Source organism: Nitrospira sp., assembly GCA_005116745.1.
GTDB lineage: Bacteria > Nitrospirota > Nitrospiria > Nitrospirales > Nitrospiraceae > Nitrospira_D.
In genome coordinates, this window is record SWDS01000006.1 from 867,087 (window position 1) to 888,521 (window position 21,435).

A 21,435-nucleotide genomic window follows, 5' to 3' on the forward strand; every position below is an offset into this window, starting at 1 on the left:
GAGCGTCGGCGAGAGCAGAATGGGCTGCTGGCGAAGGCTCCCACGGCGTCGGGATCTGCTAAGGTTGTAGCGTGCGTGTGAATAAGAAATCCCCTTTAAAATCAGATAAAACCCAGACCTCCCGCGCTCACAAGCGTGGTGTGGTTGGCTACAGCAGGAAGAGCGCTCTTCTTGAGGATGCCATTACCCAAATGAATGCCGGGAAATATGGGCGTTCTTCTACCGCCCTGAAGGAATTACTCGCACTTGATCCGCAGAACATGGAGGCGCGACGGCTGTTCGCCACTCTCCACCTTCGTCTCGGGAGCTTGATCCCGGCGAGACAAGCCTTTGACTCACTCATCAGCGAAGCGCTTGAGCGGCAAGACTACTGGCTCGCGGAATCGTTGCTTCATGAATACTTGGCGGCTGGTCCGCGATGTGTGCCGTTCTTGGAAAAGCTTGGGAGGCTCTATCAGGAAAAAGGAGACACACACGAGGCCGTGGCTGAGTTCGCCAAGGCGATCGACATCTTAATCGAAGACCCCGATCCTGACCATCCACAGCATGCCTCCGAGCTCTACGATAAAGTACGAGCCCTTGCGCCAGTGAGCCCCGTGGCATTTCGGTTGGCGTCCTTCTTTGACGCGCAAACCGGTGAACTGCTGGCCCGTGAGACTCGTGATTCTGGACCATCAACCGACACATCATCCCTCGACATATCTGAGACGGGTCAGGGTGTCACGGCAGGTCCTGAACCGATGGATGGGGTGATGCCATGGGAGATCCAGGATTCTCTGGTGACGTCGCCGGATTCTCCCCACGCAGCCACTGTATCTGATTCACTGGGATCGCTTACCCCACCAACGGTCACGGATCTTTCGACAACTCCCGCGCACATGCACGATGAAGCATTGCTGACCTCTGATCTTTCGTTACAAGAACAAACGCAGACCATGAGCAGCACGAGTGAAGTGGGAAGTGCTGCATCGGACGAACCTCATACTGATGAAGATGGGCCTGTTTCCTCTGGATCGCAGATAAATGATCTTCCCGGACAGGGTGAGCTTGGAGGTTCCCACTCGCTCGTGTCCTCATCGGTGTCGGGAGATGGTTCTGCTGTGGCTCAGGAACAAGACGGATGGGTGGCCGAGGCTGAACCACGTGCGCTCTATGATTCAAGTGACCCATTCACGGTTGTTGTACCGACGGACCTCACCACTGCTCCGGAAGCGCCGGCGAGCGCAATGCAGTCCTCCGAAGATACCAGTGTCATGGCGGCATCTCAGGTTGAAGAGATATCAGCGCCTGAATTCTTGGGAACAGAACAATCGAGCATTCCACCAATAGAGGTCGAGGAGAGCCAACCCTCTCTACTCCAACCTGTCGAGACTGAACCGAGGGAGGTCGTGACAGAGCAGCCTCCAGGCACGCCTAACCCATCGAGCCCCGTGTCGGTTTCAGACAATGATGTTTCAGAACCATGGAAACAACCAGGCTTCTCCTGGGAATCTGTATTCAATAGTGCATGGAAGTTAGGAAGTGATCGTTCGGCACATGGTTCCCCGTCGGAACTCACCGAGACGAATGTTGGTGAAGCACCAACCCCAGCCTCGGCAGTGAGATCTCACCAGGAACAGGTAGTAGAAGACCACGCGGTCGAAATATCAGAGCACAAAGAATCAACATCGTTTGGAGATCCTACCTCTGCTGGATCTCCAATTGCGTCGATGCCTTGGGATCACGTTCAGGAGTCGGTCGTTCCAATTCCGCCAGCGCATGTCGATCCTCCAATGACAGAGAGTCTGAAGCTGGCGGTAGATCCATTGCCTCATCCACCTGAACCAGAACTACCTCCAACAGTGAGTGAAAGCCAGGTTCAACCTCCGTCTTCACCGGATACGTCCGTTGAAGAAATGGATTCATTCTCGATTGTGTCAACTCGACAGACGTCGGATTCGCACGATCTGGAGATTCCTGCTGCTGAGTTGGAACACACCACACTCGAATCCGAACAGGCCGCCTCCGCTTCAGCAGAGCCTGAACCGCAGTTTCGGATGGTGAGTGCTCCGACGATCGATGAGCCGCCGCCGGAAGCTCCTGCGGCAGCACTAGTGGAACCAGTTTTTGCGGATGAACCAGTTGCAGACGCTGTGCCATCCCCTTCAGACGTTCCGTCGAAGGATGATGATGACTTCCTCTTGAACACGGAAGAGGAACATGCGATCGCAGCGGATCAGAACCTCGTTCAGGAGTTTACGCCCGAGTCTCCCGTCGCTCTTCCACAGCAACCTAGCAGCGAGACACTGAGCACGGAGGCCGATGAGATTCCACCTCCCTCCCCTCTGCGAACACAACAGAGAATTTTAGAATCGCAGCCAGAAATGGGAGAAACTTCCCAGCGCCTAAGAGAGACAGCCGAGGTGCAGGCTGATGAACCGCAACCGCAGGCCATGGCGTTTGTCGAGGCGCAAGCTCCTATTCCTGAACCAGTGCCCGAACAGGAAGAATGGATCAAAGCAGGAGAATCGATCCAATTCATCGAACAACCTCACGCCGCTCCAAGTGCGCAGGTATCGCCGGAGAGCGCAGAACGGCAGGACGTCGGCCGGTCTATGTCCGTGGCTGCAGCTGTTGATGTGCTCTTTGAGTCGTCTCAACATGTCAGGGCGACAGAGACGCGAGCAGATGTCGCAGAGCCCAAGCCAAAACGAAAATCCAGTTCGACACTGATTCGAGCCCGCTCGGCGATTGCTGGTTTTGTCAGCTCATGTTTTTCGACTACGCGAGCCCTTGTGGTGACGTGCATCGGGCTGGTGATGCTCTCGGGGATCCTCATTGCGCTTGGGATCGGTGCCATCGGACTGACCTGGTTCATCATGGAAGAATCACCCTCCCCAACATTCCAAAGTCTTACGACCACGCCTCAACAGACACTGTCGGATTTCAAGAAAAACGGCTACTTGTTTCTCCTCGGGTTTGACGTGTCGGTCGGTCACGATCCGATACAAGCGGGATACGATCGGAAGCCTGAGACCCACGATGGCAAGTTGGCGCTCGCGTGTTTCGGGAGCTCAGGCTCGGGGATGGTCGAGGGATCGAATGCCTCAGCCAATATCATGCGAGGGTGGGTTCGCAGTTCAGATCCTGTTGGGGCCTTTAAGTCTCATCAGCAGACCATCAGGGAATGGGGTAATCAGCATGAGTCGGCGCTCAATCGGTATAGCCAGTGGCAAAAACTTCCCTTTGAAGATTGGGGATATGGCCAAACAGTGAGTCCGCCTTGTACTGCGATGGTCTTCGCCCACCAGCTCCATGTGGCAGATGGATTCCTGCAGGGTACCGATCTCGGCATCGACCGACTTGAGACAGATATGGAAGCCTGGCGCATCGTCCTGAGTCAGGCGAAGACTTTGGCGGTGAAAATGCTGGCACTCCAGGTGATCAATGATGACATTGCCGTCGCCTCAGGGTTACTCGTAGGCTCCGACTTGGACGGAAAATACCTTGGGCGCGTCACCAAAGTTCTTCGCCCGCTTGATCAGGGTGAACTCTCGATGCGTTGGCCTATGCAAAGCGAACTGGTCGTTGCCGCGAAGACATACGAGACGCAGTTGAAAACAGCGAGAGCCGAAGAACTGCCGGTGTACACCATGGTGGCATCGGCGCTTCCCTTGCCGATGCAACGCCGTCTCAATGATTATGCGGAATATTATGACGCGTCGTACAAGGCTGCCAGCGAAGGGCGATATGGCTCGTTGCCAAAGTGGAAAGACTATCTCCGTTTCCCAGCGTCTGGCATGATGGATCATCTCACCAACCCGATCGAGAACATCGTGGGGCTTGAACCGCTTGCTCCATGGGATCTGTACAACGGATTCGTGGTCGACACAGAAGCCCACCTTCGGCTTGCCAGTGTACAAGCTTGGCTCAGGCGTGGTCCCGCCGACGGTGATCTCGCCACCCGGATTGCGAAAGCAGGGCAAAGCCTGTATGACCCCTACACGGGATTGCCAATGCTCATGAACATGAAAAAAGGCGTCCTCTACAGTGTTGGACACGACGGGAAAGATCAAGATGCCGATCCCCAGTCCGATGTGGTGGTAGAGATTCCTGTTGCACACACGTCTGCCGCTCCGGTGAAGTCCTCAGCCTCTTCATCCAAGTCTAGATAAGTCCGTTTTCCTTCCTCCCGGTCTGCCCCGGCATCGCTTGCTTGACAGAGCGTCGAGTATTCCACACAATCAGCGGGCTTCGCCGAGCTGAAGAGGCACCATGGGGCACTCACCGAAACAATGGGACGAGGTTTTTCCATGAAGAAGGGGATGACGTTTCCGACGTCTCTTCCGACGCAGATCGTATCCAACGAAGAGTTTCTCCCGATCGGCCAAACGGTCGAGCAGGCTCGCATCGAGCACGTCGCTGGAGAACTGATGGAAAGGGCGGCCTCTCGGCAGGGAGTCTCACGCCGGGAGTTTATAAGAACGACGGGTGGTATGGCGGCCGCGCTCCTGGCCATGAATTCCGTATTCGGGCGATTTTTTACTATCGGGGACATCGAGCTGTTCGAAACAGCGGCGTTCGCCGAGCAGCAGGGAAATCCGTATTTTATTTTTGATGCGCAGACCCACTATGTGAGTTCTCATTACGATCTCTCCGATGCCGAAGCCAATCGGAAGGGGGCCGTTTCCAAACAGGCTCTGCTGTCGTTAAGAAAGTACATTCGCGAGATGGGGCTCAATCCAAAACTGACTGGTGATCGAGGCACGGTCGATGATCTGTCATGGAAGAATTTTGTAAAGGAAGTGTTTTTCGACAGCGAGACGACCGTCGGCGTGATCAGCACACCGCCAGGGCCCTATCCGCAGGAAGCCGTCGTTCCGCCAAAAGAAATGGCTCACATTCGTGACGAGATCAATCGGTTGGCCGGGTCGCAACGGATGTTGGCCCATGGCCTGGCGACCCCCCAACTCGGTGCGGCAGATTTGGAATTCATGGCCATGCAGGCGGAAACCCTCAAGGTCGATGCCTGGAAATGTTACACCGGTTCCTGTCCGAAGGGATTCGACCGAGGCTGGCGTATGGACGATGAGCACATCGCCTATCCGATGTTGGAGCAGGCGCGGAAGCTCAACGTGAAGCGGATCTGCGTCCACAAGGGACTGCCCCTGGGGCCCGTGCCGGACTACAACCATCCACGAGATCTGATCAAGGCGGCCAAAGACTTTCCAGATCTCAACTTTGTGGTGTATCACGCCGGGTTTCGGGGCGTGGCTTCGATCGAACAAATCTTTGCGAAGACCGGTGAAATCCCCTGGACCACGGAATTCTGCCGGATGAAGGAGCAGGAGCCGGGTCTCTCCAATATCTACATGGAGCTGGGTTCCACCTTCGGGCAACTGGTGACGACATACCCATTGATCTGCGCGCATCTACTGGGGCAGATTATCCGCTCGTTCGACATGGATCACGTCCTGTGGGGAACCGACTCGATCTGGTATGGAACGCCGCAATGGCAGATTGAAGCCTTTCGGCGATTCCAGATCCCTGACCAGTTGATCGAGAAGCATCAGTATCAGCCGTTGACGAGGCGGGCGAAGGAACAGGTGTTTGGATTCAACTCGGCCAGAGTGTTTGGGGTCGATGTCGAAGCTAAACGACGGGAGGTTCCAAACGACGCCTTGGGCCGGCTGAGAATGAGCTATCTAGAGGAAGGGCCGGAGCCGAGCCGAAGAGCGTACGGATGGGTGGCGGGATGAATGGGCGGGCAGGTCGTGTCTTCCGCTCGCGTACCGCGCACGCAGGTCTGATGCGAAAGTCGGGTGACGGGTGGTGCTCGGTGCATATACGCAATGAGCCAGCGACCTGCTCTGCCCACACATTACATTGGTAAAGAAAAAATGAAGAGAGGAGAGGCCGAATGAAAAGCGAGCTTTTGTATCCTGGCGCGTTTCCAATGGTGCGTGTGGAACTGGCGGAGGGAGAGCACATTAAGGCTGAGTCGGGCGCGATGGTGGCCTGCTCGCCGACCATCGATATTGAAAGCAAGATGGAGGGAGGGTTTTTAGGAGCGCTGTCACGAAAGTTCCTGACAGGAGAAAAGTTCTTCTTTCAGACGCTGCGGGCGAGTCGAGGCGCCGGCGAAGTGTTGCTCGCGCCGACCGTGCCCGGCGAAATTGTCGTAATGGAGCTCGATGGCGTGAACGAGTATATGGTGCAGAAGGATGGATTCCTGGCGGGTGCGGAGGGGGTTGTCATCGACAGCCAAATGCAGAGCATGAGCCGGGGATTGCTGGGCGGGGAGGGGTTTTTCATCTTGAAAATGAGCGGGAAGGGGATGCTTGCCCTGAACAGCTTCGGAGCCATTCACAAGATCGAGTTGAAGCCAGGTCAGGAATATATCGTGGATAATAGCCATCTGGTGGCGTGGTCTACCACGACCACGTATAACATCGAAAAGGCCACGTCCGGATGGGTAGCCAGCTTCACGTCGGGTGAAGGATTTGTCTGCCGATTTCGTGGGCCGGGTGTCGTGTATATCCAGAGCCGCAATCCGGGCAGTTTCGGCGCATGGGTACGACAGTTCATTCCAGTCAGTCAGTAGCAGTAGCTGAAAATGGCCACCAACTTCATTCTCACCTCGCAGGAAACCCTCACCGTACCTCCGAGGGTACGATTCCAGGTGTCACTCACCTACGACCTCGTCGGCAGCTATTTAAAGCCGCCGCATGGCATGCCATGGTAGAAAGCACTCCCAACGCGCTCTGTTTCGGCGACGAGTTCTCCGCCAGCGGTGCCCCTTGCCTGGTTCATGTCGAAGACCATGGACTGACGATTACGTTTTCCTCTGATGGTGATGGAGTCGAGCGCCGCGCTGAATCCTTGAAGTTTTCCGAACTGACCGTCTCCGCAGGAGGGCTGGATCATGATCAGCTCGTGGCCACATGGGTAGGGTTGAAAGGGCAGCGGACTCTCTATCTCAAAAGCCCCGATGTGATTCGTGCCTTTCGGCAAGCGGCTCCTGATCATCTGAGTCAGCCTCTTGAACGAGCCGCCGAACAAGTCCGTCAGGCGCGGCAACGGCATCGAATGGTGTGGAGTATTGTCGGAGGTGCCCTCCTGGTTGTCGTGCTCGGACTGTGGTTTGGGAGTGACGTGCTGGTGGAACGCGCCGTCGATCGAATCCCGGTCGAGTGGGAACGGAAGCTGGGCGAGTCGACCTATCATGACTTTCTGGCTCATCAGGATGTGATGAAAGAAGGCCCAGCGGTGGATGCGGTCAACGAGATGATCCATCGCCTGACCGGCCAGATTCCGGAGAACCCCTACACTTTCGAGATCACCGTCGTGAAGAGTGATGTGGTGAATGCGTTTGCCCTGCCAGGCGGCTACATCGTTGTCTTCACCGGACTGATGAAAAAAGCGGAAAGTGGCGAGGAGGTCGCCGGGGTACTCGCACACGAGCTGAACCATGTGCTGCAGCGGCACGGACTCGAACGCATTATTAAGCAGCTGGGCTTTGTGGCCGTCGTGTCGATTGTGCTGGGGAATCCTCCAGGATTGGGCGGGATGATGAAGCAGCTTGGGGTTGAGCTGATGACGCTGAAGTTCGGTCGAGCGCAGGAGACGGAAGCGGATCTCACCGGCCTTGAGTTACTCTATCGCGCGAAGATTGATCCATCCGGTATGATCACGTTCTTTCAACGGCTGGCTGGAAAAGACGAGGGACGAGTCGAATGGCTCTCCACCCATCCGATGAGCAATGCCAGAGCCGAGCGCCTCAAGACACAGCTGGCAGGGATGCCGAAACAGCACCCCGAACCTTTCACATTCGAGTGGCCCAAAGTCCGAGCCTCGCAGGGCGCACCGCCTAGTACCCCTCCATGATTCCTGTGCGGGCGATCCGTCTCGGTGTCATTGCCGATACGCATAGCCTATTCGATCCAGCGATCAGGCGACACTTTCGTGGCGTGGATCTTATTATCCATGCCGGCGATATTGGCAATCGATTGGTTATAGAACAACCTGAGATGATTGCTCCCGTGACAGCCGTGTCCGGTAATGTGGATGGGTACGAAGAGAGCGGCTTTCCGACCGAGGCCCTCATTAAGCTGAATAGTGTCCGCGTCGCGATCCGACATGTCGTGTTTGAAGCGGGAAAGCTGACGGAAGATGGAAGAGCGTTTCTCGACCGTACCAGACCAGACATTTGTATGTTTGGCCACACCCATCAACCCAAGAATGAATGGTTTGGTGATACGCTGTTGTTCAATCCTGGATCGGCGGGGCCAAAGCGCTTCACATTGCCCAGGATGGTTGGGCGGATCACGATTGGAATTCACCGGTCGGCTAAACACATCACGTTGGAGGATCGGGTTCCTTCGCCTAAACGGTTGTGCGCGATAAGACACTGTGCTAGATGAGAGTTTTCACCATGAATGAGACAGCACGATCATTCTGACGAAAGGAGAAAGTGATGAATACGGTCGGTCGTCGTATTGTTGCCGTGACGGTGTTGCTGGGTTTTATGACGATGAGTACTGCGTGCTACGGTCCGTTCAATCTCACGAAGAATGTCTATCGTTGGAACAGCAATGTCAAAGGTAGTGGGCAAGTCAACGACAAATGGATGAAAGAAATCGTCTTCTTCGGCATGTTGATCATCCCGGCCTATATGTTCTCGGCGTTGTTGGACACGTTTATCTTTAACTCGATGCACTTTTGGACCGGGGAAAGCCCCATCAAGGCTTCTGACATGGGCAGTGACGGCACCAAGGTAACCACCTTGGGTGATACCACAATCCGATGGATTCCTTTGGAGGATGGTGCAACCGTGGTCTATGAACGTCATGGTATCGTCGAACGCCGTGCCGCGATCGTCGCTAGTTCGACAGGCTATCGCCTGGTTGATGAACACGGAACCCTACTCTCAGAAGCGGAGTATTCAGCTGATGGTGGTGTGCGTCTTCTCAATAGAGATCATCAGGTACTACAGCAATGGAGCGAGGCGCAGCTGCACGCGATCGCTCAGGGTCGTTCTGCTCATGTTCAGTGAAGTGGAGGATTGAAGCGGTAGTCCGGAGTCAGCTTGGTGCTGGGGAACCGGCATCAGGCAATACCAGGATATTAAAAGCGCAAGCCTACGCCCACCAACCCATAGTGGGTGCGAAAATCCATGGCCAGTCCTTCCCAGTGATAGTCGGCCGAAACGTATCGATACTCCCCGAACAGAAACCACTTGGGACTGATTATAAATTGCCCTCCGCCGAGAAATTGATGAACCAAGGCACGGGCTGAGTCAAAATCTTTATCGTCTCGTCCGGCAATGTTTGGGTTCAGGAGTGTGCCGTGAGACCAGCCTAGGCCGAACCCAACATAAGGACGAATCGTCTCACCCGGATAGCGCAGGATCAAGTTGAATGTCGTATTCAGGATGAGGAGGTCGGAGCGCCCAGCCCCATTGTTCTGCCCATTGGCGACGTTGGGAAAGGAAATTGCTCCACCGTGCATGTTGGAATCGAGCTCGAGGCCCACCATTCGACGGAGCGCAGCTGGGAAGAGTCCCACTTTTAGCCCAGCACCGAAGCCGTCTTGAATCGAGGCGGGTACCGTCGTCTCTTGGTTGAAAATCGTCAGATCACGAGGCCAGCTGCCCAGCGCATAGGCGCTCAGTTCCACGTCTCCAAACTCGGCTGCGACCGCTACGTCAGTGACACATAGGGAGCAGAGCAACGCACTGGGGAGAGCGATCAATCGAACGAGGGAAACGAATCCCACAGTTTCACGAAGGTTATGAAGGCAGAAAAAGAAAGGGCCTTCTGGAGAATTTCCGGAAGGCCCTTCCAAAGCGTACTCTATAGCTGTCTAGTTACCACGAACGATCGTGCACCATTCACCGAGGATACCCAAGATATTCTTGGCGGAGTGGTCCACGGAGGCGACTTTGGTGATCCCTCCGGCAGCTTTCGCAGCCTGGACGCTTGCATCACCGGTTGCGACCCATCCGAGAATCGACTGGCCGCATGCCTTGCCCTCCTTGGAGGATACTGCCTCGTCGGTTGCGGTATCGCCGTATTTGGTTTCATTGTAGATACCGCCCATCATGGGAGACTGGACGATCTGACAACCGCTCAAGCTCAGGCCGACAAGGGCAATAACCGCGAGGGATAGTCGGGATGCGTGCTTCATAAAGATCCTCCTAAATAGAAGTTAGATTTCCTGATTGCTTAGGTGTCTTAAGCAATCACCCGCAGGAGTATAGTCATATATGTGGTGCCCGTCAATCTGGAATTTGGTTTGCGTTGTTGTATGCGTGGGTGAAGTGCGGCGGGAATGAGAGTGGGTAAATATTGCTTGTGGGGGGACAGGTCACGGTGCCAAAGTTCAGTGAGTCTCTTCCTCTCGTAGACAAAGACGATGATCTCCTCGTTCCCACCCGAGATTTGCGAGCCCTGCCCTGCTGTGATATACGTGGGAAAACTAAAATGGAGGACGTCTCATGCCATTGAGAATCAATCTTGGTCAACAGTATTCTCGTGTGCTCATGATCCTTCTCTCTACTATCGCTCTGGCTGGCTGTTCATTTTTTGGCGGATCGTCTCAGAACTTTACGGTCAGTTCAAGTCCCACGGGCGCCACGGTGCGGATCAATGGCCAGCAGATTGGTGTCACGCCGCTCCAGTACCAGGTTTCCCGGCGAGGGGAACTACTGGTTGAAGTGGAGAAACCAGGATATAAGAGCCAATTTCGCCAGACCTCTAAAAAGCTTAGTGGCTTGGGGATTGCCGATGTGGTAGGGGGTTCGGTTATTCTGCTGCCGCTTATTGGTCTGGTCTCGCCTGGAGCATGGGAGCAGGATCCTCCCGGAATGGGATTCTCCCTCGATCCCGACACGACGTCACCGACTCCCGCTCCTACTCCACAAAAGTAAAACGCGAGCGCTCAGCGAACTCGTTGGGTGAAGCAAGGGCATCGTATCCTATGTATGCCGTGGGAGATGTGAGGAAGGTCTCATGAGTAGAGAGCTATCCCCAGAAAGGCCAAGAAAAAGTTGTTGCGCTCAGTTGTGATTTGTCTATAATCAACTTTCTCACTTGGTGTTGTTGACTCTCGAGTGGGAGCCCAGTTTTTCTATCAACATAAGGTGACCTATTTCGCTATACTTTCGTCACAGTATTTTTGCAGGAGCAGTGGGAACGTAATCAATTCTAACGGAGGAGGACTTATGTCGAAAAAAGGACTCTTAGTGGCTGTTGCGATCCTGTTTGGGAGCCAGGCTGGGCTGGCAATGGCGGCAAATCCAGACACTGGGCCAGGTTGTGGATTGGGGAAATTGGCCTGGGAGAATTACAAAGGCCAGAAGGAGATTGCCCCCCAAGTGTTGATGGTGACGACGAATGGAACGGGCATGAACACTTTTGCCATTAGCTCTGGGACCTCTGGGTGCACCAACGATGGCAAGGTCATGAGTGAGCACAAGACCACTGTGTTCGCTTCGTTGAATTTTGAAGCGCTCTCAGCCGAGATGGCTCAAGGGCAGGGCGAACACTTGGCCTCGCTTGCAACGCTGATGGGCGTACCAGCGGAGCGCCACGCTGCGTTCTTCGCCATGACCCAGGAACGGTATACATCCTTGGTCCAGACCGGAGAGACTTCCCCAGTGGCGTTGGTAAAGGCTTTGAATGAGGGGATTGCGGGCCATCCAGTTCTCGCCAAGGTTTCTGCTCAGTAAAGTGAGGCAAGGGGGCTTCAGCTATAAAGCCGAGGCCCCCTGCCGTTTCTTCACACCTATCGAGTAACCATCCCGCTGCGGTTCCTACGCTCATTTTCAAATAACTGAGAGATCCTTTCGTAAGTATGATTGCGTTGAGGTGCAGAGCGCAGCGGCGCTCTGCATGCGGCATTTTCTTGTCTGCTAGCGGGGCAAGTATGGTAAATTTCACATTGTGGGGAAGGAAGACAAACTCCTTGCTAGAATTCTTGGCGGCATGTCGGATGCGAACATTTCGTTTACCGAGCTCTGCCACATGCTACGGGGCATGGGGTTTGACGAACGTATTCGCGGCAGCCACCACGTTTTTCGGAAACTCGGGATTGAGGAGATGATCAATCTGCAGTGTGATGGGAATAAAGCGAAAGCATACCAGGTTCGCCAGGTTCGCAATGTCATTCTGAAGCATAGATTGGGAGGAATAGCGGATGCATAAATACGAGGTCATTATTTATTGGAGCGATGAGGATCAAGTATTTATCGCTGAAGTACCTGAACTCTCGGGATGCATGGCTCATGGCTCTTCCCAAGAAGAGGCGCTTGCGAGCGCCAATGCGGCTATTCAACTCTGGATCGATACGGCGCGTGAGTTCGGCCGTCTTGTGCCTGAACCCAAAGGGCATCGGCTCATGCTTGCCTAGATCATCTTCTCCTACTCCAAGGGGATAGTTGGTTAGATCGCTTCTGAGTACCGCGGTTCTGGCCCCTTGGCTTTCCTGCTTGGAGCTTCGTTGAAAGTACCCATAGCGTTGCTGATAGTCGGTCTTCTTGCCACAAATGCGCTGGCAATCGAGGCGCCTGACCATCTCTACCAGGCCGAGCTGATAACTCACGCGAAGAATGCCAAGCTTGCGGAGCAGCGTGAATGGCACTTGTTATTGCACTATCGGAAGAATCTCTTCGGCGGATATGAAAGCGAACAGGATGATCCCGGGTTTTTCTTGTCTTCCAATGGGAAGACGGATCCGTCTTCTGAGCTTGCGGCGACCCTTGCACAATTCTTCTCTGCTGAACTGGTCGGCCGTTCTCGACAGCCGGCTCAGTGTGCGTTCATCGCTCGGTACCACTGGCTGAGAGAGCAACTGCAGTTTGATCCGACTCGGCTTCCAGCAATTTCCTGCGAACGGTTTGATCGGTGGTACGAGGATTTCGAGGTCCGATCCATTTCTCTGATCTTCCCTTCAGCTTTTCTGAATAATCCAGCCTCCATGTTCGGCCATACCTTGTTTCGTGTTGATCAAAAAGGCCAGACCGAGCAGACCCGCATTCTCGCCTATACCATCAACTATGCAGCAGATGTACCTCCCGACGCCGGGCTTGCCTATCCTATACGAGGCATCTTTGGAAGCTATAAGGGGTATTTTTCGACGATTCCCTATTACCTCAAGGTGCAGCAGTATCGAGACATCGAAAACCGCGATATTTGGGAATATCGCCTGAATCTCACGGGAAACCAATTGCGGCGTTTTCTGATGCATGCATGGGAATTAGGAAATGCCTACTTCGACTATTTCTTTTTTAAGGAGAATTGCTCGTACCATATTCTTGCGCTCTTGGACTATGCCAATCCAGATCTACATTTGACGGATGAGTTTATTGGGTGGACTGTCCCTGCCGATACGATTCGATTGATCGTCTCAAAACCCAGCTTGGTGTCAGATATCACGTACAGGCCATCTCGCAGCACGGTGATCAAACGAAAGCGGGAGTCTCTACCTGCAGCGGAACGAAACCTAGCTCATCGGATTACGGAAGATCTTGGAGAGTTGAGCTCACCGGCATTCACCCAGCTGGCCCCTCCCAAACAAGCTTTTGTACTCGATCTGGCATCGGACTATTTGCGGTATCGACTTGAGACGAGCGACTCCCCAAAACCGGAGTGGAAGGAACGCAATAGGACGGTTCTGACAACCCGCAGTCAGCTTCGCATCCCATCCGAGGAGTTTACCGTGCGCCCATTTGCGAAGCAGCCAGAACTGGGGCATAAGACCTCACGTGCAGTCATCGGGGGCGGCTGGCGCAATAACGATACGTTTGAAGAAGCGACCTTCCGAGGCGGCTATCACGATTTGCTCGATCCAGAGGTTGGCTATACTCCCGATGCGCAGATTGAAATGGCCTCCATCACGGTGCGGCACTACAATCGAGCGGATCAGACTAGGATAGAACGAGCGACGTTGTTGAATCTTTTATCCCTCTCGCCGATTGACGCCGTCTTCCACGCACCTTCCTGGAAGCTCAACATCGGCATGAACACCATCCGGCATCATGATTGTCAGCTCTGCAGTAATGGCCTCGTCAACGCTGGGATCGGGGGGGCGAAGGAATTGCGGTTACTCAATCGGGAAGTCCTATTCGCCTTTGCGGAAACCGAGGTCAACATCAGCAAGGCCTATCATGAGCTGCATCGGGTGGGTGGTGGCGGCACAGTCGGGATGTTGGCCGATCTCACGGAGCGATGGAAACTCATGGCGACGGGATCCTATCTAAAATTTCCGTTGGGGGACAAGTCCGACGATTTCCGATGGTATGTTGGTTCGCGCTTCACGCTGGCTCAAAATTGGACGGTCAGGCTGGAGTACAATCACCGTGACCGAGACAACGACGTTCTGTTCAGTGTGCAGGCATTTTTCTAGCAGGATGCGGAAAAAGCCCACCAGCGGCGTTCTCGCATCGCTCAGAGGCTCAACGTACGGCACAGAGTACGATTCGCCTCTTTGCTCGCTGCGGCCTTGCTGGACGGCCTTTTTGCGCATCCTGCATGGCTGTTCAGCGTCGTCCCAAACCTCGATATCTGCGACGGCTACAGAGGTCAACATGAGCTTTTCTGAAGCCTGCTAGACGTCCATCCCTTCCTTCCTGAAAAAAGTTCCGTTATCCTCCCTCCGTGAGTCTTCTTGACCAATTCTTCGTCTATCATCCCGAGCCTTGGCAAGACCGAGATTGGGCAAGGCTCAGCGGGCTGCCGCTTGAGGATGTGTGGTTTCAAGCTGCCGATAGTGCCCGACTGTTCGGTTGGTATCTTGAAGCGGCAGCAGATCGTCCGGTGGTGCTCTGGTGCCATGGCAATGCCGGTAATATCATCAACCGCCTTGAAAATCTGAAGCTGCTGCACCAAATGGGGTTGTCGGTCTTCTTGTTCGACTATCGTGGATATGGAAAGAGCCAGGGCTCTAGCCCAACCGAGCAGGGACTCTATCAGGATGCGTACGGTGCGCATGATTACCTCACGCGCATCCGAAAGATCCGTCCTGAACGAATCGTGCTGTTCGGCCGATCGCTGGGAGCATCCGTGGCAGGCGAACTGGCAGTGCAACGACCAGCTTCGGCCCTCATCCTTGAATCATCGTTTCCTTCCATCGAAGCAGTGGCCAAGTTCTATTATGGTGGGTTACCCGTGCATTGGCTCCTTGGAGCCGCACATCGATTGATCGACCGGCTGCCGCAGCTGTCGCTTCCCAAGCTGATCATCCATGGGGACAAGGATGAGATTATTCCCATTGAGTTTGGTCGCCAGGTTTTCGATGCGGCCAAACCGCCGAAAGACTGGTATGTGGTCGAAGGTGCCGGACATAACGACACGTATCTGGTGGGTGGGCGAGCCTACTTTCGCCAGCTTGGGGAGTTCATTCGGAAGGCGCTCGCTGCATACTGAAGTCAAGGTACAGGGTGCGATGCACTCGCCGAATTAGCTTTTTGCTTCCCGAGGAGGCCAGTTCATTTCTGTGTGCCGACCGCAGTAGTAGCACAGAAGGCGGTACCGAGCTTTGCGCCGGGGATTGGGTAAAGAGATGAAGGTAATGGGTGTGTCGTCGTACGGGCAGGTCGGTTGGTCATGGAGTAGGTGGATCTCGGCCATCATTGTGATTGAAGCGATGTCCCAAGGAGGTGCGTGCTCTTCTTTGCCTGTGATCTGTTCCACCGCATGGCATTGCTCACATTCGGCTTCATACTTCTTGACCTTTCCGTTATGCGGGGTGTGATCCGTCACCTGCATCGGCCCGCTGCAACCGGGCTTGGCGCAGGTCACATGTTCGTGTTGAAGCGCCTGAACGAAACGACTGTGAGCTTCGCGTTCCCGTTCCGATTTCATCTGTACCCCTCCATTTCCTGAACTCCCTTCTCCCCAAAGAACAGTATCCAGGTTGGTTTCCCTGCGCGTATTGGCCGAGCGCTGCTACCCTCCTGTCCCTTCTCAGGAACGGCATTCAGGTTGGTTCCACTGCGCACATTGAGCGAGCACAATCCTTGATTTGAAACTACGATCATTCCGGGTGCGCGCTCAGTGAGCAAGGAAGTAACCTGAATGTCGTTCCATCTCTTCATATTCCCCAACCTCCACTGATTTGGATATTCGCTCCGTTCACGTACCGCGCGTCTTCACTCAGCAGATAACGAACAGCTGCCACGGTGTCATCGACCGTTCCAATGTAGCCGGCGGGGATACGCTTCGTCATTGCCGCAAGTTCTTGTGGCGGCGCACTGCCAGAATCGATGAAGCCGGGCGAGATGGTATTGACGGTAATGCCATAGGGGGCCAACAACTTCGCCAAAGTACGCGTCAGGATCAGCACGCCGGCCTTGGCGATGTAGTGGGCGGTTACGTCGGGCTGTGCTTCCATCTGGTCCGCATTGGCCATGCTGAAGCTGATGATACGGCCAGCCTTGCGGGCCTTCATGCCCGGCGCGACAGCTTGAGCCAGATAGAAGATAGGATGCAAGTTGCCATCGAACATGTCGTTCCAGCCTTCGATGGTTTCGTCGAACAGGTTGATGCGATGATAGGGGCCTGCGCCATTGATCAGGACATCGATTCGCCCCCATTCCTTTTCAACCTGCGTGACCATGTTCTTGGCCGCCACGGAGTCGGAAACATCGCACCGGATGGCCAGCGCTTGTCCTCCTCGCTGCGTGATCTCCTGCGCCGTTGTCTCAGCCTCAGCTTGGCTAGCTCTGTAACAGAAGGCAATCTTCCACTGCCGGGAAGCGAGATCGAGGGCGATCCCCCGCCCGATGCCTTTCGCCCCTCCGGTGATGAGTGCGACGTGCTGGTTCATGTGGCCCCTTGGTTGAACGGTTGGGAACGCTATTATGCTCTCGAACAAAGTCGTTTGGCGAGCGCCTGCAGTACGCCGGTTGTGCGGCTTGAAAACACCCGATCATTCTTCGCCTTCTTGGCCTCGGCGTTGCAAGCTTCAATGAGGGCTTCTAGATCAGCCAGGGTATCGACGTCGCGCCACGGTTGAATCAAGGAAGCCTTGAGACCGATCGTCGCTGCTTTCTCCTGTGTGAGTCCAAGGACCTGATCGGTCGACCATGGTATGTCGGTGAAGAGTCCCGGTGCCATCCGCTTGAGGCCGATCAGATAGTACCCTCCGTCCAACGCTGGACCGAGCACAAGATCATGCATCTCCAGCGCCAGGAGGGCCAATTTGAAATGGTCGAGTGGAAGCGTCGGCACATCTGTCCCAATGAGGACGACCTGTTGGTATCCTTTCGCGAACAGCGTTGTAAAGGCCTGATTCATGCGCGCACCGAGGTCGGCGCCGACTTGATCGATCAGCTTTACGCCTTGCCGTTCCTCCATAATCTTGAAAAAGACGTGCGTCGCCGACGGGGCGCAGGCCAGATACCGATCGATTGGCAACTTCAACGTCGCGACAGCAGCTTTTGTTCGCTCTAGGGTATCAAGGACGAAGCTCCCATGGAGTGTAGTGGCTTCATCGGGAGTGAGCGGCGGGCAGAGGCGTGTCTTGACCTGGCCAGGAATCGGCGCTTTGGCAAAAACCACCAGGGCTGTCTGGTGAGGGGTTGTTGTTGGTTTCATCGGATAGTAGCGTAAAAGTTCTTGAGCCGGTGAGGGCTGACTCCTGCCCAGTACAGAAAGCGCAGGGCCCACATCAAGAGAATGGTTCTCAGCGGGCCCTGTGTATCCCACCGACGAAAGGAGGTGATGACAGCGTTCCGGAGCGCCACCGTTCGCCCCGCTTGCTGCAGCCGACTGCTGAATTCGATATCTTCCATCAGCGGAATCTCGGAAAAGCCTCCGAGCCGTTCGAACACGTGACGGCGGACAAAGAGAGCTTGGTCGCCGGTCGCGATGCCCGTCACGCGCGACCGGCGATTCATAAAGAAACTGATGACTTGGCCCCAAACCGAGGGATTGTCGAATCGAACGTTGAAACGCCCGCCCACAGCTGAGGGGTGCTTGCTCAAGGCTAGTTCTATGATCGGTCCGGCTTGTGCCGGCAACTGGGTGTCAGCATGCAGGAAGAGTAAGATCTCCCCCTGGCTGACTTTTGCCCCTTCGTTCATTTGGCGCGCGCGCCCGCGTGACGACGTCATGATGCGGGCATTGAGCGTATGGGCGCAAAATTCTTCAGCGAGGCTGACGGTGCTGTCGGTGCTGCCGCCGTCAACGATGATGATCTCCCTCAGGGCAGCCGCCGATAGGCACGCAAGGGTTTGTGGAAGGTTCTTTTCTTCGTTTAAGGTTGGAATGACGACAGTGATCGCCATCAGAGATCACGTTGTGGGTTTCTTAGGTTCGACAAACATGAAGTACATCACGATGATGATGGTGATCCAGAAGAGGATCTGCTTGTGCCAAAACAGGACTTCCCCATACTGAAAAAGGCCCAAGGCTAAGGTGATGGCAAGGGCCATGACTCCATACCGGAAGGTCGGCGTTTCAATGGCCGCATTGGCCCATATCGCCAGTCCGCCAAAATAGATGAGAAAGGGCACCAGATTGATTTCAAAGCCGCCGCTGATGGACAGAAACACATTGAGAAAGCCGATAAACATCAGCGCGGTTCCGACCATCAAGCCGATGACGTGGATCTGATGCTCGTTTCCCGCCCCTTGTTCTTCCGGTTCGGTCGGACGTGACGGGGTCAGCGATTCGTTGTGAGGCGGTGGTAAATTGGATGGAGCCATGGTTAAGCTTTAAAATGTTTACTGAGCGATAAGGTCTGTCGTTGATAGGAAGATCCCAACGAGGCTCCATAGAGCTGTGTCGGCATGCCCATCATCCTGTCATAGACGACTTTGAAGAAGGTCTGTCCGTCATGGATCAAGAATGGCACGTCGTGTGGGCGAACTTCCAGCACAACTTGTGTGCCGGTGATCTCTCCCTTCGATCCATACCCGAATCCAGGGTCGAAAAATCCCGCATAGTGAGTTCGGAGCTCCCCGCAGGCCGCTTCGTAGGCCACCATCTCGGCGGCGTAGCCGGCCGGCACGCGAATGCGTTCCTTCGAGGCCAGGATATAAAACTCTTCGGGCTCCAATAACAAGCTGTCGTGGCGATGGCGATGGAGCGGTTCCCAAAAATCAGCCGCCGCATAATGACCGACTTTCTCGAGATCGATGACGTGGCTGTTCTTCTTCGCACGGTACCCGATGATACGGGAGTCTCGCTGATCCGTGCCGGCGAGGTCAATGCGGAGGAACAATCCACGCTCAACACGAAAGTCTCGGCTGCCGACTGCCTTCGGGGGAGCCACATTATGGTACAGCAATGGTGTGTTCCGGTGAAGCGCCTGAAGCGCTCGGTCCGGTACCGTGACCTCGCCAGACACAAACCGGATTTGGTTCAATGACTGTCCCGTGCGAACTTTGATGGCAAATGAGCGTGGGACGACCTCCAGGAAGAGCTGGCCTCGATAGCCAGCACGAATTTCATCGAATCCGGACGTGAGATCCGTCACCACGCGGGTAAAGACATCCAGACGACCGGTCGTGCTCTTTGGATTCGCCCGTGCGCGGATCGTCTTCGGGAGGGCCAGCTGTTCCAGCAATGGAACGAGATACACATGTCCCTTCTCCAGAATCGCTCCGTCGGTCAGATCCATCTCGTACATCACGAGGTCCGACTGGTAAAAATCTAGCACGTTCAGACGCGAGGAAATGGCCGACAGTTCTGGCAAGAAGCTGCTGATCAGTCGATAGGCTTTCCGGCCAAGGCGGAGATCAAGGCTGGCTGGCTGGATCTGCCGGCTCTCGATAGACGGGGAGGCGCTGATGGCTCGGTTTGCGATCAAGCGTTTGATGTCTTGATAGGGAAGGATGCCGGCTCGAGATGAATGAGTGGTCACAGGTCGTCTGCATCTCCGCCGCAGCTGTTCCCCCAGGCGGCATAGCCGTCGCGATCAGGGTAGCTGTTACCACACGTCACATAGGATTCTTCTGCGTTATCGAGCGAAGCGCCGACACCGACCATCGGAAGTTCCCGCCGGTTGTCAGACTTTGGCTGGGGATAGTGGAACGTCTTATTCTCATAATTCCGGAGGAGGGCTCCGTCCTTGTCCATGTGAACCAGATAGTCATCCGGCAGAAGCGGAATCTTGCCGCCGCCGCCCGGCGCATCGATAACGAAATGGGGCACGGCCATTCCACTCGTATGGCCTTGGAGCGCCTTGATAATATTCAGCCCCGTTTCGACAGTTGTCCGGAAATGATTCGTTCCCTTGGTCAAGTCGGCCTGATAGAGATAATAGGGCTTCACCCGCGCAAGGAGCAGCTGATGGACGAGGCGTTTCATAACGTCTGGATTGTCGTTTACGCCTTTGAGGAGGACGGTTTGGGCGCCCAGTGGGATGCCGGCGTCCGCGAGCATGCCGCAGGCAGCCTTCACCTCAGGCGTCAGTTCGTCCGGGTGGTTGAAATGCAGGTTCATGTAAATAGGATGATACTTTTTCACCATCTCGCAGAGCTTGGGGGTGATTCGTTGCGGCAACGAGCCTGGGACCCGCGATCCGATGCGGATCAGTTCCAGGTGAGGAATGGTCCGCAGGGCCTTGAAGATGCGTTCGAGGAGATGATCGGGGAGCAGCAGTGGGTCGCCTCCTGAGAGGATGACATCACGCACTTCCGTATGCTCACGAAGATACTGGATCGCGCGGTCCAGCTCGCCCTTTTTCAGAAAACCAGGTTTGCCCACCAGTCGCTTTCTGGTGCAGAACCGGCAATAGATCGGGCATTGATTGGTGACCATGAGCAGCACTCGATCTGGATATCGGTGGACCAGATGGGGCACCGGGCTCATGAGATCTTCTTCCAGTGGATCGTCCTCTGCGTCGATGTCGGCCAATTCCACAATTTCGGGGACGACCTGCTTCCAGATCGCATCGTCCTTCGATTTGATCGTCTCAAGTACCGTCGGAGTAATTCGCATCGGATAGGGGCCGACGATCGCTTCTATTTCTTTCTCATCAAGACCAAACCGTTTAGCGAGGTCCTTTGGTTTGATGATACTTTTGGCGAGGATCTGTTGCCATTCTTCCATGTGTCGTCCTTCGGTGGTCAGTTGATCCGACAAGAAGGGTGGTCGTCGTCTTCGCCCGCAACATCGGGTGTCGTGTGGGCTTGCGACTGAAACTCCGTGGTTGCTGTCGCTCCAGCCCGGTTGGTACGAGACTGCTCGTCCAGATAGGCCAGAATGTCGGCGGTTTCCGTCAGCACGAGATCGCCGTCCTTGAGGACCGGGACATAATACTGGCCGGATACCTCGTGAACTTGCGTGCGCATGCGTCTGCTGTCCGGCACGATGACATCTTCATAGGTCAGCCCCAAGTCCGCCAGCTTTCGGCGGACCACCACACAGTCAGGGCACCAGTCGACATGGAAAAGAGTTAAAGCCAAAGTCCTATCAGGCTACCAGGAAAAGGAAGAAAGTGAAACGA

22 protein-coding genes are annotated in these 21,435 nt (G+C 55.0%); 12 read left to right on the plus strand and 10 right to left on the minus strand.

Annotation, left to right across the window (positions count from 1 at the left end; translation table 11 throughout):
* Nucleotides 1–77: 77 nt before the first annotated feature.
* The 6 genes from E8D52_09910 to E8D52_09935 all read left to right on the plus strand — a co-directional run bounded on the left by E8D52_09910 (nucleotide 78) and on the right by E8D52_09935 (nucleotide 9,034).
* Nucleotides 78–4,154, plus strand: a complete 4,077-nt coding sequence (locus tag E8D52_09910; protein TKB69269.1) for a tetratricopeptide repeat protein — start codon at nucleotides 78–80, stop codon at nucleotides 4,152–4,154.
* Between the two features lie 120 nt (nucleotides 4,155–4,274).
* Entirely contained in the window at nucleotides 4,275–5,738 is a 1,464-nt protein-coding gene (locus E8D52_09915; protein TKB69270.1) for a hypothetical protein, read from the plus strand.
* Between the two features lie 161 nt (nucleotides 5,739–5,899).
* Nucleotides 5,900–6,583, plus strand: a complete 684-nt coding sequence (locus E8D52_09920) for a TIGR00266 family protein (GenBank protein TKB69271.1) — start codon at nucleotides 5,900–5,902, stop codon at nucleotides 6,581–6,583.
* Complete coding sequence (locus E8D52_09925; GenBank protein ID TKB69272.1) at nucleotides 6,550–7,866, plus strand: M48 family metallopeptidase; 1,317 nt, start codon at nucleotides 6,550–6,552, stop codon at nucleotides 7,864–7,866. Before E8D52_09920 ends, E8D52_09925 begins: the two co-directional genes overlap by 34 nt.
* Before the next feature lie 14 nt (nucleotides 7,867–7,880).
* On the plus strand, nucleotides 7,881–8,402 hold the full coding sequence (locus tag E8D52_09930) for a metallophosphoesterase family protein (GenBank protein ID TKB69468.1): 522 nt from the start codon (nucleotides 7,881–7,883) through the stop codon (nucleotides 8,400–8,402).
* Nucleotides 8,403–8,455: 53 nt separating this feature from the next.
* On the plus strand, nucleotides 8,456–9,034 hold the full coding sequence (locus E8D52_09935) for a DUF3332 family protein (GenBank protein TKB69273.1): 579 nt from the start codon (nucleotides 8,456–8,458) through the stop codon (nucleotides 9,032–9,034).
* A gap of 71 nt (nucleotides 9,035–9,105) precedes the next feature.
* On the opposite strand, the gene E8D52_09940 is transcribed toward E8D52_09935, so the two are convergent.
* Entirely contained in the window at nucleotides 9,106–9,837 is a 732-nt protein-coding gene (locus tag E8D52_09940) for a porin family protein (protein ID TKB69274.1), read from the minus strand.
* Nucleotides 9,838–9,843: 6 nt separating this feature from the next.
* Nucleotides 9,844–10,167: a hypothetical protein gene (locus E8D52_09945; GenBank protein TKB69275.1), complete on the minus strand. Its 324-nt coding sequence runs from the start codon at nucleotides 10,165–10,167 to the stop codon at nucleotides 9,844–9,846.
* A 310-nt stretch (nucleotides 10,168–10,477) separates the two neighbouring features.
* On the opposite strand from E8D52_09945, the gene E8D52_09950 reads away from it, so the two are divergent.
* From E8D52_09950 to E8D52_09975, 6 genes are all read left to right on the plus strand, one after another.
* Nucleotides 10,478–10,909, plus strand: a complete 432-nt coding sequence (locus E8D52_09950; protein TKB69276.1) for a PEGA domain-containing protein — start codon at nucleotides 10,478–10,480, stop codon at nucleotides 10,907–10,909.
* Nucleotides 10,910–11,203: 294 nt separating this feature from the next.
* The gene (locus tag E8D52_09955; GenBank protein TKB69277.1) at nucleotides 11,204–11,710 is read left to right on the plus strand and encodes a DUF3015 domain-containing protein; all 507 of its coding nucleotides are present in this window, start codon (nucleotides 11,204–11,206) and stop codon (nucleotides 11,708–11,710) included.
* Between the two features lie 214 nt (nucleotides 11,711–11,924).
* Nucleotides 11,925–12,185: a type II toxin-antitoxin system HicA family toxin gene (locus tag E8D52_09960; GenBank protein ID TKB69278.1), complete on the plus strand. Its 261-nt coding sequence runs from the start codon at nucleotides 11,925–11,927 to the stop codon at nucleotides 12,183–12,185.
* Complete coding sequence (locus E8D52_09965; GenBank protein ID TKB69279.1) at nucleotides 12,178–12,390, plus strand: type II toxin-antitoxin system HicB family antitoxin; 213 nt, start codon at nucleotides 12,178–12,180, stop codon at nucleotides 12,388–12,390. The genes E8D52_09960 and E8D52_09965 overlap by 8 nt, the downstream gene beginning before the upstream one ends.
* A 90-nt stretch (nucleotides 12,391–12,480) precedes the next feature.
* Entirely contained in the window at nucleotides 12,481–14,385 is a 1,905-nt protein-coding gene (locus E8D52_09970; GenBank protein TKB69280.1) for a DUF4105 domain-containing protein, read from the plus strand.
* Nucleotides 14,386–14,636: 251 nt separating this feature from the next.
* Nucleotides 14,637–15,404 carry an alpha/beta hydrolase gene (locus E8D52_09975; protein ID TKB69281.1) on the plus strand — a complete coding sequence of 256 codons (768 nt, stop codon included), beginning with the start codon at nucleotides 14,637–14,639 and terminating at the stop codon, nucleotides 15,402–15,404.
* A 33-nt stretch (nucleotides 15,405–15,437) separates the two neighbouring features.
* Here the strand turns inward: E8D52_09975 and E8D52_09980 are convergent, their stop codons facing one another.
* The 8 genes from E8D52_09980 to E8D52_10015 all read right to left on the minus strand — a co-directional run bounded on the left by E8D52_09980 (nucleotide 15,438) and on the right by E8D52_10015 (nucleotide 21,394).
* Nucleotides 15,438–15,842: a hypothetical protein gene (locus E8D52_09980; GenBank protein ID TKB69282.1), complete on the minus strand. Its 405-nt coding sequence runs from the start codon at nucleotides 15,840–15,842 to the stop codon at nucleotides 15,438–15,440.
* Between the two features lie 229 nt (nucleotides 15,843–16,071).
* Nucleotides 16,072–16,806, minus strand: a complete 735-nt coding sequence (locus E8D52_09985) for an SDR family oxidoreductase (GenBank protein TKB69283.1) — start codon at nucleotides 16,804–16,806, stop codon at nucleotides 16,072–16,074.
* 32 nt (nucleotides 16,807–16,838) lie between these two features.
* Nucleotides 16,839–17,576 carry a glycosyltransferase gene (locus tag E8D52_09990; GenBank protein ID TKB69284.1) on the minus strand — a complete coding sequence of 246 codons (738 nt, stop codon included), beginning with the start codon at nucleotides 17,574–17,576 and terminating at the stop codon, nucleotides 16,839–16,841.
* Nucleotides 17,573–18,268: a glycosyltransferase gene (locus tag E8D52_09995; GenBank protein ID TKB69285.1), complete on the minus strand. Its 696-nt coding sequence runs from the start codon at nucleotides 18,266–18,268 to the stop codon at nucleotides 17,573–17,575. The genes E8D52_09990 and E8D52_09995 overlap by 4 nt, the downstream gene beginning before the upstream one ends.
* A 6-nt stretch (nucleotides 18,269–18,274) precedes the next feature.
* Complete coding sequence (locus E8D52_10000) at nucleotides 18,275–18,688, minus strand: hypothetical protein (protein ID TKB69286.1); 414 nt, start codon at nucleotides 18,686–18,688, stop codon at nucleotides 18,275–18,277.
* 2 nt (nucleotides 18,689–18,690) lie between these two features.
* Nucleotides 18,691–19,848, minus strand: coding sequence for a 2'-deoxycytidine 5'-triphosphate deaminase (locus tag E8D52_10005; GenBank protein ID TKB69287.1), 1,158 nt, complete (start codon nucleotides 19,846–19,848; stop codon nucleotides 18,691–18,693).
* Entirely contained in the window at nucleotides 19,845–21,038 is a 1,194-nt protein-coding gene (locus E8D52_10010; GenBank protein TKB69288.1) for a KamA family radical SAM protein, read from the minus strand. The genes E8D52_10005 and E8D52_10010 overlap by 4 nt, the downstream gene beginning before the upstream one ends.
* Nucleotides 21,039–21,055: 17 nt before the next feature.
* Complete coding sequence (locus tag E8D52_10015) at nucleotides 21,056–21,394, minus strand: hypothetical protein (protein ID TKB69289.1); 339 nt, start codon at nucleotides 21,392–21,394, stop codon at nucleotides 21,056–21,058.
* Nucleotides 21,395–21,435 lie beyond the last annotated feature (41 nt).